The sequence below is a fragment of the Streptomyces kronopolitis genome (assembly GCF_014646275.1).
Taxonomy (GTDB): Bacteria; Actinomycetota; Actinomycetes; order Streptomycetales; family Streptomycetaceae; genus Streptomyces; species Streptomyces kronopolitis.
Window position 1 is genome coordinate 1 of sequence record NZ_BMND01000023.1, and the last position, 15,092, is coordinate 15,092.

Annotated in this window: 13 protein-coding genes; 5 read left to right on the top strand and 8 right to left on the bottom strand. The window is 72.6% G+C overall.

Features of this window, described 5'->3' with window-relative positions; genetic code table 11:
• Window positions 1–17: 17 nt before the first annotated feature.
• Window positions 18–1,214 carry a glycosyltransferase 87 family protein gene (locus IEY78_RS22895; protein ID WP_373294223.1) on the bottom strand — a complete coding sequence of 399 codons (1,197 nt, stop codon included), beginning with the start codon at window positions 1,212–1,214 and terminating at the stop codon, window positions 18–20.
• 325 nt (window positions 1,215–1,539) lie between these two features.
• Window positions 1,540–1,746 carry a hypothetical protein gene (locus tag IEY78_RS22900; RefSeq protein ID WP_189101167.1) on the bottom strand — a complete coding sequence of 69 codons (207 nt, stop codon included), beginning with the start codon at window positions 1,744–1,746 and terminating at the stop codon, window positions 1,540–1,542.
• 368 nt (window positions 1,747–2,114) lie between these two features.
• Between IEY78_RS22900 and IEY78_RS22905 the strand changes: the two genes are divergently transcribed.
• Complete coding sequence (locus IEY78_RS22905) at window positions 2,115–4,220, top strand: HelD family protein (protein ID WP_189101169.1); 2,106 nt, start codon at window positions 2,115–2,117, stop codon at window positions 4,218–4,220.
• Between the two features lie 71 nt (window positions 4,221–4,291).
• Here IEY78_RS22905 and IEY78_RS22910 read toward each other — a convergent pair whose 3' ends face one another.
• On the bottom strand, window positions 4,292–5,314 hold the full coding sequence (locus tag IEY78_RS22910; protein ID WP_229700124.1) for a hypothetical protein: 1,023 nt from the start codon (window positions 5,312–5,314) through the stop codon (window positions 4,292–4,294).
• Window positions 5,315–5,395: 81 nt separating this feature from the next.
• Complete coding sequence (locus IEY78_RS22915) at window positions 5,396–6,109, bottom strand: copper homeostasis protein CutC (protein WP_189101171.1); 714 nt, start codon at window positions 6,107–6,109, stop codon at window positions 5,396–5,398.
• A gap of 195 nt (window positions 6,110–6,304) precedes the next feature.
• Here IEY78_RS22915 and IEY78_RS22920 point away from each other — a divergent pair, with 195 nt between their 5' ends.
• Window positions 6,305–6,988 (top strand): HD domain-containing protein, encoded by a 684-nt coding sequence (locus IEY78_RS22920; protein ID WP_189101173.1) that lies wholly within the window; start codon window positions 6,305–6,307, stop codon window positions 6,986–6,988.
• 66 nt (window positions 6,989–7,054) lie between these two features.
• Here the strand turns inward: IEY78_RS22920 and IEY78_RS22925 are convergent, their stop codons facing one another.
• Window positions 7,055–9,589, bottom strand: a complete 2,535-nt coding sequence (locus tag IEY78_RS22925; RefSeq protein ID WP_189101174.1) for an Ig-like domain repeat protein — start codon at window positions 9,587–9,589, stop codon at window positions 7,055–7,057.
• A gap of 413 nt (window positions 9,590–10,002) precedes the next feature.
• On the opposite strand from IEY78_RS22925, the gene IEY78_RS22930 reads away from it, so the two are divergent.
• Complete coding sequence (locus tag IEY78_RS22930; protein ID WP_189101176.1) at window positions 10,003–11,358, top strand: Cmx/CmrA family chloramphenicol efflux MFS transporter; 1,356 nt, start codon at window positions 10,003–10,005, stop codon at window positions 11,356–11,358.
• A 165-nt stretch (window positions 11,359–11,523) separates the two neighbouring features.
• Here the strand turns inward: IEY78_RS22930 and IEY78_RS22935 are convergent, their stop codons facing one another.
• The 3 genes from IEY78_RS22935 to IEY78_RS22945 all read right to left on the bottom strand — a co-directional run bounded on the left by IEY78_RS22935 (window position 11,524) and on the right by IEY78_RS22945 (window position 12,994).
• A complete protein-coding gene (locus tag IEY78_RS22935) occupies window positions 11,524–12,066 on the bottom strand; it encodes a pyridoxamine 5'-phosphate oxidase family protein (RefSeq protein ID WP_189101178.1) in 543 nt (180 codons plus the stop codon).
• Window positions 12,067–12,304: 238 nt separating this feature from the next.
• Complete coding sequence (locus IEY78_RS22940) at window positions 12,305–12,580, bottom strand: DUF4031 domain-containing protein (protein ID WP_189101180.1); 276 nt, start codon at window positions 12,578–12,580, stop codon at window positions 12,305–12,307.
• 51 nt (window positions 12,581–12,631) lie between these two features.
• A complete protein-coding gene (locus IEY78_RS22945) occupies window positions 12,632–12,994 on the bottom strand; it encodes a DUF8819 family protein (protein WP_189101182.1) in 363 nt (120 codons plus the stop codon).
• A gap of 127 nt (window positions 12,995–13,121) precedes the next feature.
• Between IEY78_RS22945 and IEY78_RS22950 the strand changes: the two genes are divergently transcribed.
• Both IEY78_RS22950 and murQ read left to right on the top strand, forming a co-directional pair.
• Window positions 13,122–14,069, top strand: coding sequence for a MurR/RpiR family transcriptional regulator (locus tag IEY78_RS22950; RefSeq protein ID WP_189101184.1), 948 nt, complete (start codon window positions 13,122–13,124; stop codon window positions 14,067–14,069).
• Window positions 14,070–14,122: 53 nt separating this feature from the next.
• Window positions 14,123–15,061: an N-acetylmuramic acid 6-phosphate etherase gene (gene murQ / locus IEY78_RS22955; RefSeq protein WP_189101186.1), complete on the top strand. Its 939-nt coding sequence runs from the start codon at window positions 14,123–14,125 to the stop codon at window positions 15,059–15,061.
• The last annotated feature ends 31 nt before the right edge of the window (window positions 15,062–15,092 follow it).

Below are 15,092 nucleotides of genomic sequence, written 5' to 3' on the forward strand. Positions count from 1 at the left end.
CGGCCGGGCGCCGGGGCTCACGCCGCCGGGGAGCGGCCGGACAGCTGCCGCTCGGCGCGCGGCGCGGGCAGCCGGCCGCCGCCCGCGAGGGCGGGAACGCCGGACGGGCGGCGCGTCCACCAGATCACCGCCGCCAGCAGGCCGAGCCCCAGCACCGGGTACGGGGCCGCGAACGGCTGCTGCCACCAGGGCAGATGCAGATCGAGCGAGCCGGCGTGCGGAGTGATCCACATTGTCCGGGCGGCGAAGGCGAGGGTGGTGGCGGCCAGCAGCGCCCTGCGCCAGGCGATGCCCCGGGTGTGCGCGGCGAGCGTGACGAGCAGCGGCACGCACCAGACCCAGTGGTGGGACCAGCTGATCGGCGAGACCAGCAGCGCCGTGACGGCCGTGCACAGCACGCCCCAGTGGTCCAGGCCGCGCCGCAGGTACACCCGGCGGGCCGCGTACAGCCCGGCCGCGGCGGTCAGCACGGCGGGCACCGCCCACAGCAGGCCGGGCGCGGGGTCGTGCAGCACCCGGGTGACCAGGCCCTGGAGGGACTGGTTGTCGACGATCCAGGCCTTGCCGACGCGGCCGGTCTCGAACATCCGGCGGGTCCAGTACTCGACGCTGGCGTCGGGCAGAGCCAGCCAGCCCAGCAGCACCGAGCACAGGAACCCGGCGAGGGTGGTGCAGGCGGCCTTCACCCGGCCGGTGATCAGGAGATAGACGGCGAAGAGCGCGGGGGTGAGCTTGATCCCGGCCGCGAGACCGGTGGCGAAGCCCTTGAGGCGGGCGCCGTCGGGCCGGCCGAGGTCCCACAGGACCAGGCAGGCCAGCGCGAGGTTGACCTGGCCGAAGACGAAGGTCTGGAACACCGGCTCCAGCCAGAGGCCGAGGGCGGTGGCGGCGAGCAGGAAGGGCACGTCGCGGGCGGCCCGGCGCAGGCCGGCGGCCTTGCAGGAGAGGTGGACGAGCAGCCCGAGCAGGGCCGTGTTGAGCAGCACGCCGAGGATCTTGAGGACACCGAGCGGGAGCCAGGTCGTCGGTATGAACAGCACGGCGGCGAACGGCGGGTAGGTGGCCGGAAGATTCCACTTGCTGACCGTGAAGCCGTAGAGGTCACCGCCGGCCGCGGCGGCCTGGCCCTCGGCGCGGTAGACCACGATGTCCGACATCGGCATCTGCTGGATGTGGTGCAGCGCCCAGAATCCGGCGAGCGACACCATGAGCAAGGCCGCTGCGAGCAGCAGGCGGCGGTGGCGGGCGATGCTCCCCGCCCGGACCCGTCTCGGCTTCTCCGGCCCACAGGCGGCAGACACCCCTTGACCCCTCCCCGTTACGCGCTGAGCGCGCCCTCGCGGGCGACGCTAGTGGATCGAGGCCGACCGGCCGTAGCGGTTTCCGGTCATCTGGATGTCGACGCGGGTCGGCTGCTCACTGGTGACCGCGCCCCGTCCCGTGCCGGTGGGGCGGCGGTTTCCCGACCGCGATTGTGCGTCTTTTGTCGGCTTGCTGCCGGAATGGTGACGCGTTCGGCTCCATTCGGCGGCCGCGGGGTCAGTCGTCGGCGTACTCGCCCATGACGGCGACGCCGAAGGCGGCCCCGGCGAAGACCTTGATCGCGCGAAGGACGTTGCCCACGACATGGCGGTGCTCGTGGCCGGGCGCCGCGCCGGATCCGGGGTCGCCGCCGAGGGCGGTGGCGCCCTTGGCCGGGTGGAGGGAGGGGTGGACGGATGCTGGGGGAATCGCTGCGCTGCTCATGTCTCCATGATGAAATTCACGCGACTGCCGCACATCGGTCCATAGGTCCATCCCTGGCGGGCCGAACGTCAGCCTCCAGGCCTATCCCACCCCCTACGGGAGATTTACCGGCCGGGCCCCGCCGTCCCCGGCTCCCCGCCGCGGTGACCCCGTTTTAATCCGTTGGCGCCGTCCCGGACCGCCCACTACACTCGCGCGTCTGCCTGCCTCCGTCGAGGAGTGCCGCCGCCCGGTCGGAAACCGGCCGGCTCTTCTGCTTCACGCCGCTGACCCGCGCACCGCAGGACCTGCGCTACGCACCGCCACCGGCCCGCCGCGCCCGACCACCGTGACGCGCCCGCCGACGTACCGCCACCGGAGGCAACGCCGTGCCCTCGCACGCCCACCGTCCCGCACCGCAACCGCCGCACGCCGGGCGCCCCGCCGCGGCGCCCGAGGACCCGCTCCAGCGCGAGAAGGGCCACCTCGCCGCCTCCCGCTCCGCCCTGCGCGCCATGCGCCGGGACGCCGAGGCGCTGAACATCGCCGATGTGACCGCGAACTGGGTCAACGCCGAGGTGCTCCAGGGCGAGATCGACGCACGCATCAAGGCGCTCGCCGACCTGTCCCACACCCCGCTGTTCTTCGGCCGCCTCGACTACCTCCACGCGCCCGGCCTCGACCTCGCGGAAGGCGCCGCGGGAGAGAACTTCTACATCGGCCGCCGCCACGTCCACGACGCCGACGGCGACCCCATGGTCATCGACTGGCGCGCCCCCGTCTCCCAGCCGTTCTACCGGGCCTCCAAGAAGGACCCGATGGACCTGCGGCTGCGCCGCCGCTTCGGTTACACCGCGGGCGAGTTGACCGCCTACGAGGACGAGCACCTCACCGACCCGGCCGAGGCGGAGCAGACCAGCCGGCTGCTCCAGTCCGAGATCGAGCGCCCGCGCGTCGGCCCCATGCGGGACATCGTCGCCACCATCCAGCCGGAGCAGGACGAGATCGTGCGCGCGGGCATCGCCGGCTCGGTCTGCGTCCAGGGCGCGCCGGGCACCGGCAAGACCGCGGTCGGCCTGCACCGGGTCGCCTATCTGCTGTACGCGCACCGCGAGCGGCTGGCCCGCTCCGGCACCCTGGTCATCGGCCCGAACCGCTCGTTCCTCCACTACATCGAGCAGGTGCTGCCGGCCCTGGGCGAGCTGGAGGTCAAGCAGGCCACCGTCGACGACCTGGTGGGGCATGTGGAGGTGCGCGGCACGGACGAGGCGGCCGCGGCCACGGTCAAGGGCGACGCGCGGATGGCCGAGGTGCTGCGGCGGGCGATCCGCTCGCACATCACGCCGCCCCAGGAGCCCTGTGTGGTCGTGCGCGGCTCTCGCCGCTGGCGGATCCCGGCCTACGAACTCGAAGAGATCGTGCGGGAGTTGATGGACCGCGACATCCGCTACGGCGCGGCCCGCGACGCGCTGCCGCAGCGGATCGCGCATGCCGTGCTCGTCCGCATGGAGCAGGCCGGCGAGGCTCCCGACGACCGGGTGCAGGACGCGGTGGCCCGCAACCCCGCGGTGAAGGCCGCGGTCAAGGCCGTCTGGCCGCCGGTCGATCCGGCGAAGCTGGTGCTGCGGCTGCTGGGCGACGCGGAGTTCCTGGCCGCGCAGGCCGAGGGGATCCTCACGCCCGAGGAGCAGAAGACGATCCTGTGGGCCAAGCCGGCCCGCAGCGTGAAGAGCGCCAAGTGGTCCTCGGCGGACGCGGTGCTGATCGACGAGGCGATGGACGTGGTCGCGCGCACCCACTCGCTGGGCCATGTGGTGCTGGACGAGGCGCAGGACCTCTCCCCGATGCAGTACCGCGCGGTCGGCCGCCGCTGCACGACGGGTTCGGCCACGATCCTGGGGGACATCGCCCAGGGCACCACCCCGTGGGCGACCGACACCTGGCAGGAGGCGCTGCGGCATCTGGGCAAGCCCGATGCGGCCGTCGAGGAGCTCACCCAGGGTTTCCGCGTCCCGCGCGAGGTCATCTCCTACGCGTCCCGGCTGCTGCCCGCCATCGCCCCCGACCTGGCGGAGGCCACCTCGATCCGCGAGTCGGCGGGCGACTTCGAGATCCGCACCGTCGCACCGGCGGACCTGACCGCCGCCACCCTCGCGGCCTGCGACGACGCCCTGCGCAAGGAGGGCTCGATCGGCCTGATCGCCGCGGAGGCCCGCATTCCGACGCTGCGTGCGGCCCTGGAGGAGGCCGGCGTGACCTGCCTGGCACCGGGCGAGGAGACCTCGGCCGCCGCCCGCCTGACGCTGGTGCCGGCCACCCTCGCCAAGGGCCTGGAGTACGACTACGTGGTCCTGGACGAGCCGGCCGCGATCGTCGACGGCGAACCCGACGACCGGACCGGGCTGCGCCGGCTGTACGTGTGCCTGACCCGGCCGGTGTCGGGCCTGACGGTGGTCCATGCGGCGGCCCTGCCCGACCGGCTGACGGACGGCTGAGGCCGGAGCCGCCCCCGGCCGGGGCCGGGGACCGAGGGGGACGGGGGAACGGGGCCGGGGGCCGGGGGCCGCTAGCGTGCCGCCGGCTTGTGGAGCCAGGGCGCGCTGGTGGCCCAGAAGAGGCCGTCCGCGCCGAGGGTGTTCGAGCCGAAGTCGACGAACTCCTGCCGGGTGTACGGCTTCTTCGTCTCGGGGTTCTTGTACTCGAAGTCGGGCTCCTGGACGGCCATGGCCACCATGGGGAGCTGGCCCCGGTACTTCTTGAAGAAGGGGTACGAGTTCTCCAGCTGCGGCTTGGCGCCCGGCAGGACGTCAGGCCCGCCCAGGCCGATGCCGTGCTTCTTGGCGAACTCGAAGGTCCGGCTCATGTACTTGCGGCTGTTGTTCCATTCACCGGGCCAGAAATTGACGTACTGGATGAACTGCGTCTTGGTGAAGACCTTCTTGCCGTAGGCCATGTTGTCGAGTTCCGCCTTGAAGTAGGCGTCGTCGCTGTAGCCGGTGTGGTCCTTCTTGGTGTCCACCTCGGTGGCGGTCTCCGGCAGGTTCACCCCGGCGAGGCGGCCGTCGAACTTCTGCGCCATCGCCTTCAGCAGCTTCTGGAAGCGGTCCCGCACCTGCGGATTCCACTGCGCCGCGACCGTCCCGGCCTTGCCGGGGCCGAGGCCGTTGTCGTTCTTGGTCGGCGCCGCGCCGCCCTTGTACTCCGGATCCTTCAGATAGTCCGGGAGCCGGGACGGCGCCTGGAAGAACCGGTCCTGGACCTGGATGAACAGCTTCTTGTGGCGGTCCTGCACATACTTCAGCGCCCGGTCGATCTCCGAGAAGTCGTACTGGTCCTTCTTCCGCTCCATCGCCTTCCACGGCACCACCAGCTGCACACCGGCGACGTCCGGGCGATCGAGCAGCGGCTTGACGTTGGCGTCGAAGTCCCCGATGGAGGAGTACAGGTAGTTCTTCGCCGTCTTCTTTCCGGTCGCGGCGGCCGGGGCCTTGCCGGACTCCGGAGCGGGCGCCCCGGAGGCCACGGCCGCGCCCGTCAGGCCCATCGTCACGGCGATCCCGACACCGACAGCAATGCGTTTGGTCCTCATGAGACCCCACGGTGGCGTGCGGTTGTGAGAAGGATGTAAGAAACCCACGGCACGGGGCGGTGCGGCCCCCTGGCCCACCGCCTAGCCCACCGCGCGGTCCAGCGCCGTCCGCCACCGCGCCACCGCCGCCGCGTCCACCGGCGCGGACCAGCCGGCCGGGCGGGCGGCGCCGCCGATGTGGAAGGCGTCGAGGCCGGCCGCGCGCAGCTCCGGCAGGTGGTCGAGGCCGAGGCCGCCGCCGACCAGGATCCGCGGCGCGTACCCGGGCTCGCCCGCCGCCGTGCGCGCCTGCTCGGCCAGCAGCGTGGGCAGCCCCTCGGCCACGCCTCGCGCGGAGCCGGCCGTCAGATAGGTGTCGAGGCCCGCGGTCCCGGGCGCCGCCGACAGCTCCTTGCGCAGCGCGTCCCGGTCGGCGGCCCGGTCGATGGCCCGGTGGAAGGTCCATGAGCAGCCGTCGATCACCTCGGCCAGCGCCGCCACCGCGGCAAGATCCGGCCGCCCGTCCGGCGTCAGGAATCCGAGGACGAACTCCTCGGCGCCCTCCGCCCGCAGCGCCTCGGCCTCCGCGCACAGCACCCCCACCGCACCGGCCGCGAAGCCGTCCGTGGCGCGCAGCATCACCCGCAGCGGCAGGCCGACGGCCGCCCGGACCGCGGCGAAGACGGCCCGCGGCGGGGTGAGCCCGTCGGCCGCCATGTCCGTGACCAGCTCCAGGCGATCGGCTCCGCCGGCCTGGGCGGCGACCGCGTCCCGCGGGTCGAGCGCGATCACCTCCAGCAGCGCGCGCTTGCTCATATGACCCAATCCTCCGACGACGGCGTGACGGGACCGGAACCCCAAGAGGTCTAGTCCAATATCCCAGAGTACGGGCCGTCCGCCCCTCCGGGGACCGCTTCGCCACCCCCACGACCGGATTCCCCCGAACGCCGACCCGGCCGACCGCCCCCGGCTCTTTTTCAGGCCACCCCGCGTCGGGGCACAATGGCTGGCATGACTCCCGTGTCCCGTACGGCAGACACCACCGACCCGACGCCGGAGCTGCGGCAGCGCTGGTCCCTGACCGTCGCCGAGGCCCGCGGCCGCAAGCACCCCACGGCCCCCGACCCCGCCCCGTACGCCGACGACCTGCTGTCCCGCTGGAGCGAGCCCCAGCGCCGCTACCACACCGTCGAGCATCTGGCCGAAGTCCTCTACCGCATCGACGAACTGGCCGAGTACGCCGATGACCTGACCGTCGTGCAGCTGGCGGCGTGGTTCCACGACGCGGTCTACCGCCCGGACCGCTCCGAGAACGAGGAGCGCAGCGCGTCCCTCGCCGAGCGCGCGCTGCCCGAGCTGGGCGTCGGGGCGGCCCGCACGGCCGAGGTCGCCCGCCTGGTGCGGCTGACCGTCACCCACGATCCGGCGCCCGACGATCCCGACGGCGAGGTGCTGTGCGATGCCGACCTCGCCGTACTGGCCGGCTCCCCCGAACGGTACGCCGCCTACGCCGCCGCCGTCCGCGAGGAGTACGGCTTCGTCCCCGACCCCGACTTCACCGCCGGCCGCTCCGCCGTGCTGAGCCAACTCCTCTCCCTGCCCCGCCTGTTCCGCACCCCCCGCGGCTACGACCTCTGGGAACACCCCGCCCGCCGCAACCTCACCACGGAGCTGGATCTGCTGCGGGGGGCCTAGGCAGCGAGCCGCCCCCCGTAGTTGCGTGACGGGGGACGGCTCGGGCCGTACGGGAGCGGTGGGGTGTCAGAGGCAGAGGTGCAGGGTGCTGGTGGAGGTGAGGAAGCCGCCGGGGACGGGGGTGGTCGCGGTGTAGCCGAGGCCGCTCTGCACGGGGGTGATGACGGCCTTGCAGGTGGCGTTGCCGAAGCTGTCGGCGACGGCGGTGCACAGCACGGGTCCGTTGGCCCCGCCGGAGTGGAAGGTGATCACCGCTCCGGGCGTCGCGCCGGTGGCGAGGAGGGTGGCGGTGGCGTAGGACCAGGGCAGCGGGGGGAAGTTGAGCCGGTAGCAGGCCGGCTGGGCGGTGAGGGTGCCGCCGGCGGGCTGGACGGTGACGGTGATCGGCGTGGACGTGACGTTGGTGCACGCGCACGCGGTCCCGGCCGCGGTGACCGTGGCGGTGACGGTGTTGACGCCCGCCGCGGTGAACGTCACCGGTGTGGTGGCGATGCCGGAGGCGTTGGTGAGCGCGGTGCCGATGGCGAGGCCGTTGCTGGTGAACGTCACCGCCGCATTGGGCACGGGGACGCCGTTGCAGGTGACGGTGGCGGTCAGCGTGGTCGCCTGTCCCACCGTGATCGTTCCGGACGGGGGCGTCACGGTGATCACGCAGGTGGAGAGCGGCTGTACGGTCACGGCCACCGAGCCGGACGAGGCGGTGAAGCATGCCTGGCCGTTGTAGGTGGCTTGGACGGTGCCCGATTGCAGGGTGGTGGAGCTGAAGCACGCCTGGCCCGTGGCGTTGACCGGGACGGTCTGGTTGAGGCCGCCGGGGCCGGTGAAGGTCACGGTGCCGACGGGGATGCCGGCGCCGGGTGCGGTCGCGGTGACCTGGGCGCAGACCTGCACCGACTGGCCCGTGGTGGAGGGGTTGGGGACGGCGGTGACGGTGGTGGTGGTCGCCGAGGCGGTGACGGTCAGCGGCGCGAGCTGAGAGCCGGCGCCCTGGTAGTTGCCGTCGCCGTTGTAGACCGCGACGACCTGGTGGGTACCGGCGGTCAGCGGGGTGGTGAGGGTGGCGGTGGCCTGGCCCATGGCGTTGAGGGCGCCGGTCAGGGGAGGACCGTCATCGCTGAGGATGAAGGTGACCGTGCCGGTGGGCGCGGGGGATCCGCCGGGCGGGACGGTGGCCACGGTCGCTGTCAGCGTGATCGGCTGGCCGCAGGCTGCCGGGTTGGGGCTCACCGAACTGACGGTGACCGACGCCGCCTGCAGGGCGTAGGTGTAGCTCAGCGAGTTGCTCGGCCCGCCCGGGGTGGTCACCGTCACCGGCACCGTCCCCGACCCGGCCGGGACCGTCACCGTCAACGACGTCCCGTCGGCGCTGACCATTACGTTCGTCCCCGCATTCGGGCCGAACGCCACGCTCGCGCCGGTCAGGTTGGTGCCCGTGAGGGTCACCGTGTTGCCCCCGGCGGGTACTCCCTGCGCAGGGCTGAGGGAGGTCAGCTGAGGCACCGGCGGGAAGACGCTCACGTCGTTCGAGTTGAAGTTGGGGACGTAGATGTTGCCGTTGGGGGCGACCGCCACCGCGAAGGGGCCGTCGCCGGCGGGGAGGGTGGTCAGGACGGTGTTGGTGACACTGTTGATCAACGTCACGTCGTTGGAGCCGCTGTTGATGACATAGACGATGCCGTTGGGCGCCACCGCCACCGCGATCGGACCGGTGCCGGCGGGGAGGGTGGCCAGGACAGTGTTGGTGGCACTGTCGATCACCGTCACATCATTTGAACCGAGGTTGGCGACGTAGACGCGGCCGTTGGGAGCGACCGCCACCGCCCCCGGCTGACTGCCGGCGGGGAGGGTGGTCAGGACGGTGTTGGTGACACTGCTGATCACCGTCACATTGTCCGAACCACTGTTGGCGACGTAGACGTTGCCGTTCGGAGCCACGGCCACCAAAGCCGGCTGGGTGCCGACGGGGAGGGTGGTCAGGACGGTGTTGGTGGCGCTGTCGATCACCGTCACGTTATTGGAGCCCGTGTTGGTGACGTAAACGCGGCCGTTGGGAGCTACCGCCAACGCGTTGGGGGTGTTGCCGGCGGGGAGGGTGGTGAGGACGGTGTTGGTGGCACTGCTGATCACCGTCACATTGGCCGTATTCCCGTTGGTGACGTAGACGTTGCCATTGGGGGCCACTGCCACCGCGTTCGGGCCGATGCCGGTGGGGAGGGTGGTCAGGACGGTGTTGGTGGCACTGCTGATCACCGTGACTTGATCCGTGGAGAAGTCGACGACGTAGACGTTGCCGTTGGGGGCCACCGCCACCGCGCGCGGGCCGCTGCCGGTCGGGAGGGTGGTGAGGACAGTGTTGGTGGCACTGTCGATCACCGTCACATTGCTTGTGGAGAAGTTGGGGACGTAGACGTTGCCGTTGGGGGCCACCGCCACAGCGAAGGGGTTGGTGCCGACGGGGATGGTGACGGCGGCAAGCAGCGTGTACTGCTGCGATCCCACCGCACCGGCGGGTACGAGCGCGGCCGGTCCAGCCGCTGCCTGTCCTTGGGCGAGGAGTGTGGAGATCTGCGGTGACAGCCACGGTTGAGCGTGCGTGTTCATGGGGGGGGGAGCCTTTCGTCCGCTCTGAGCGGGGCTACCTGGGCTTGCGATACGCACAACGCCGGACAACGTCGGCACCACAACGCCTTGCTCCCGGAAGGACCGCACCACACAGCACACACGAACCGAACGACCGCACGGCGGCCTGCCCCTCCGGGAGGGATGGGCAGCCCACCGGTTCGCACCCATTAGGCGACCGGAACGACAGTCAACCAACCCATCAGACACACAATCACCCGACCGGCCCACCCGCGGACACCCGTTTCGGCCGGGAAGCCGCCGGTTCGCCCACCCTCTGGAGCCGCCGCGCCGACGCGGACGTGCTCGCCCCCCGGGCGCGCGGCAGCTAGGGACCGCCCTAGAGGGTGCCCGCTCCCGGAATGCACGTCGTCCTACCGTGGTTAGTAGCTGATATGCCCGCACCGCCCGACCGCACCCGCCTGCCCCTCGCCGTCTACGTCCTCGGTCTGTCCGTATTTGCCCTTGGAACGTCGGAATTCATGCTCTCCGGCATCCTCCAGCCGCTCGCCCGCGATCTGCGGGTGTCCATACCGCAGGCCGGACTGCTGGTCTCCGCCTTCGCGATCGGCATGGTGGTCGGCGCCCCGGTACTCGCCGCGGCCACCCTCCGGCTCCCGCGCCGGACGACGCTGATCGCGCTGCTCGCCCTCTTCGGCCTCGGACAGGTGGCCGGCGCGCTGTCCCCCTCCTACGGCGTGCTGTTCGTCTCACGGGTGCTGAGCGCGCTGGCCTGCGCCGGCTTCTGGGCGGTCGGCGCGGCGGTCGCGGTCTCGCTGGTGCCGGTCACCGCGCGGGCCCGGGCGATGGCCGTGATGGTCGGCGGCCTGAGCATCGCCAACATCGTGGGCGTCCCGGCCGGCGCACTGCTCGGCGAGCACGCCGGCTGGCGCGCCGCCTTCTGGGCCGTGGCCGGTCTGGCCGCGCTCGGCCTGGTCGGCGTGATCGCGGCGGTGCCGCGCACGGCCGTGCCGACCGGCGAGGACCGCCCGCAGCTGCGCCGTGAGCTGACGATCTACAAGGACAAGCAGGTCTGGCTGGCGCTGACCGCCACGGCGCTGAACGGCGCCGCGGTCTTCGCGCTCTTCTCCTACCTCTCACCGCTGCTGACCGACACCGCCGGCCTCGCCGAGAGCTGGGTGCCGACGGTGCTGGCGCTCTTCGGCGTCGGCGCGCTGATCGGTACGTTCCTCGGCGGCCGGATCGCCGACGCCCATCTCTTCGGCACGCTCTTCGGCGGTATCGCCGCCTCCACCGTCGTGCTGGCCGTATTGGCGCTGACCGCGCGGAGCCCGGTCGCCGCGGTCACGCTCTCGCTCCTGCTGGGGGTGACCGCGTTCACCACGGCCCCGGCCCTCAACGCCCGGATGTTCAATGTGGCGAACGCCGCGCCGACGCTGGCCGGGGCGACCACCACCGCCGCCTTCAACATCGGCAACACCCTCGGCCCCTGGCTCGGCGGGCTGACCATCGGGGCCGGCTGGGGCTACCCGTCCGTGGCCTGGACCGGCGCCGCGCTGGCGGCGGGCGCCGTCATCCTGACCGCCTTCGCCTTCCGGCTGCACCGCGCCACGAACACCTCACGACTGATCGCCTCCTCGGCAGGAACCCACGGGTCGCAGCCCACTCAGGACGCGACGGGGAGCGTGCGGTTCGAGAAGGGGACGGGGACAGCAGGGGTAGCGGATGCTGCGGAGGCGTCGAAGGCTGCGGAGGCTGCGGAGAGGGCCCAGGCAGGCGGGCGGCGCTGAGCTGGGCGGGGTAGAAGGGCGGGGCTGAGCTGGGTGGTCGGGGCTGAGCTGGGTGGTCGGGGCGTGGCCGGGCGGCAGCGTACGGGGTGATGCTCCCCCGGCCGTCTGACCCCTGGCCGTCCGCACCTCGGCCATCCGTGCCCCTGCCGGTCAGCCCCAGCCCGGTCACGCCCCGCCGTCGAACCGCCAGCGGGTCTGGCTGTAGATCTCGCCCCGGCCGAACCCGAAGGCCGTGACCGGCTCGACCCGGAAGACCAGGGCCCGGCCGCCCTGTCCTTGGAAGTCCCCGTCGCGGACGTCGAAGTGCCAGTCGCCGCCGTACTTCTCGACGTACCGCGCGGCCAGCCGGTGCAGCTCCGCCTCGTCCCGGAGCCGCACCGCCTCCCCCTCGACGACCACGTCAAGACCCGCATGGAGATCGTTGCCGCCGGCGGTCGAGGTCGTCAGCACGCAGTGCGTGTTGGTCTCCAGGTTCTTGGCCTTGCGCTCGCCCGGTCCGGTGCAGAAGTGCAGCGCACCGTCCGACCAGACGGCCAGCAGCGGGGTGACGTGGGGGCGGCCGTCGGGGCGGACGGTGGTGAGCCAGAAGATCTCCGCCTCGGTCAGGCCGCCGACGGCCGCGGACCAGCCGGTCGCCGCGGCCCCCTCGCTGCTGTAGTCGGCGGCGAGATCGGTGACCGGCTCGTTCCCCGGTTCGACGGCTGGCATGGCTGTCCCCTTTCGGTACGGCGCGCGCTCAGCCCATCGTGCGCGGGCTCCCTGCCCCGCCGGCGCTGCGACGCGCCGCGACGGGAGCCGGACGGATGGGGGCGTCGGCGGAGGCGGCAGGGCTGCGGGGCGGCGGGGCCGTCCGAGCCGCGGCCGACCCGCAGCGGTCGCGCCGTGGTGCCGGTGCGGTCTGCGTGATCGGCCCGGTCGGCATGATCGATCCGGTCGGTGCCGTGCCCTACAGCCGGGGCGCCGGCCGGTGCTTGGGGCGGCGCAGTCCCGCGTCCGTCAATCGGCGCAGCAGCTCCTTGCTGCCGACCGCCACGGCTCCGGCCCGCAGGGCCTCGGCATACCGCTCCGCCGGCAGGTCGTAGTGGTCGCGCTCGAAGGCCCGCCGGGGCGCGCCGATCCCCGCCGCGAACGCGTGCAGTTCGTCGAAGGACCGGTCGCTGACCAGGTGCGACCACATCCTGCCGTGCCCCGGCCAGGTGGGCGGATCGATATAGATCGCCACGTCAGTTCTCCGCCCGGATCGCCCTGTCAGCGCGCCGCACCCGCGATCGCCTCAGCCCTCCAGCGTGGCGCCGAGCCGTCCGACCCGGGCCACCGCGACGGCCGTCTTGGGGCAGACCCAATGCGGATCGGGCCCCAACTCCGGCTCGACATCGAGCGCATGGGGATCGCCCGACTCCGTGCACACGGGACACAACGGCCAGCGGCCGTACCGGTCCAGGAGGGAGTCCTGGACGTCCTGCGCTATCAGTCCTGCGACGAATTCCACGCCCTGGGGCCACTGCTCCACCCACCACCGGCGGTGGACGACCGCGTCCTCCACGAGCGAGACGATGTCGGCGTCGGCCACCTTGTCCGCCATCAGGTCGGCGAGCACCAGCGCCCGCGCGGCGTGCAATGCCTGTTCCAGCTCCATGGCCCCATTGTCTCCCGACGCTCCGCCGGCGAGCGGAGTTGTCCACAGCCGCCGGCGGGTCCTGCGCTCTGTCCACAGCACTCACGAGGGTATTGACGCACGCGCTCGATGAAATTACTTTTCAGGAGTGAGCAGCAGCGTGAAGGAAACTTTCAAGGACCCGGCCGTCGAGACCCGACCGGCCCCGGCCCCACCCGCCCCCGCGGCCCTGGCCGCCAAGGTCCGCACCCTCGCCCCGACGATGACCCGCTCCATGCAGCGGGTCGCCGAGACCGTCGCGAGCGACCCGGCCGGCTGCGCCGCCCTGACCGTCACCGGCCTCGCGGAGCGCACGGGCACCAGCGAGGCCACGGTCGTGCGGACCTCCCGGCTGCTCGGCTACCCCGGCTACCGCGATCTGCGGCTCGCCCTCGCCGCGCTCGCCGCCCAGCAGGAAGCCGGCGGCGCCCCCGCGGTGACCGCGGACATAGCGGTCGACGACTCCCTCGCCGATGTCGTGGCGAAGCTGGCGCAGGAAGAGCAGCAGTGCCTGGCCGACACCGCGGCCGGGCTGGACGTCACGCAGCTCGAAGCCGCCGTCAGCGCGCTCGCCGGGGCCCGCCGCATCGATGTGTACGGCATCGGGGCCTCCCATCTCGTCGGCCAGGACCTCGCCCAGAAGCTGCTGCGCATCGGGCTGATCGCGCATGCGCACGCGGACCCGCATCTGGCCGTGACGAACGCCGTGCAGCTGCGGACCGGTGATGTCGCCGTCGCCATCACCCACTCCGGGCGGACCACCGATGTCATAGAGCCCCTGCGCGCGGCCTTCGACCACGGCGCCACCACGATCGCCATCACCGGCCGCCCGGACGGCGAGATCGCGTCCTACGCCGACCACATCCTGACCACGTCCAGCGCCCGCGAGAGCGAGCTGCGGCCGGCCGCGATGTCGTCCAGGACCAGCCAGCTGCTGGTCGTGGACTGCCTGTTCATAGGCGTCGCGCAGCGTACGTACGAGACGGCCGCCCCGGCGCTCTCCGCCTCCTACGAAGCCCTCGCCCACCGCCACTCCCCCCGCACCCACCAGCGCTGACGCCGCTCGCGCCGCCCCGCACGCCCGCCCGTCCCGGAAAGAGCCGCCACGTCATGACCTCCCCCGCCGACCACGCGCAGCTGCGCGCCGAGCTGGACACCCTCACCACCGAGGCGTTCCGGCCCGAACTCGCCGACATCGACCGCCGCTCCACCCTGGACATCGCCCGCACGATGAACGCCGAGGACGCCACCGTCCCCGCCGCCGTCGCCGAGCGGCTCCCGGAGATCTCCGCCGCCATCGATGCCGCCGCCGCCCGCATGGCCCGCGGCGGCCGGCTGATCTACGCGGGCGCGGGCACCGCCGGCCGCCTCGGCGTGCTGGACGCCAGCGAATGCCCGCCGACGTTCAACACCGACCCGTCCGACGTGCTGGGGCTGATCGCCGGCGGCCCCTCCGCGATGGTCACCGCAGTCGAGGGCGCCGAGGACAGCAAGGACCTCGCGGCCGAGGACCTCACCGCGGTCAAGGTGTCCGATATGGACACCGTCGTCGGCATCTCCGCGTCCGGCCGTACCCCCTACGCCATCGGGGCCGTCGAACACGCCCGTTCACTGGGCGCGCTGACCATCGGCCTGTCCTGCAACGCCGGTTCGGCCCTGGCGGCGGCCGCCGAGCACGGCATCGAGATCGTGGTGGGCCCCGAGCTGCTGACCGGCTCCACCCGGCTCAAGGCGGGCACCGCCCAGAAGATGGTGCTCAACATGGTCTCGACCCTCACCATGATCCGGCTGGGCAAGACCTACGGGAATCTGATGGTCGACGTCCGCGCCTCCAACGAGAAGCTGCGGGCCCGCTCACGCCGGATCGTCGCCCTCGCCACCGGCGCCGGCGACCGGGAGATCGAGGCCGCGCTCCGCAGCACGGACGGCGAGGTGAAGAACGCCATCCTCACCCTCCTCGGCGATGTCGACGCCCCCACCGCCGCCCGTCTGCTCGACGCCGCCGACGGCCACCTCCGCGCCGCCCTCCAGGCCGCCCTGCCCCACTGAGCCCCGCACCCCGCATCAACCGCCCTGCCGG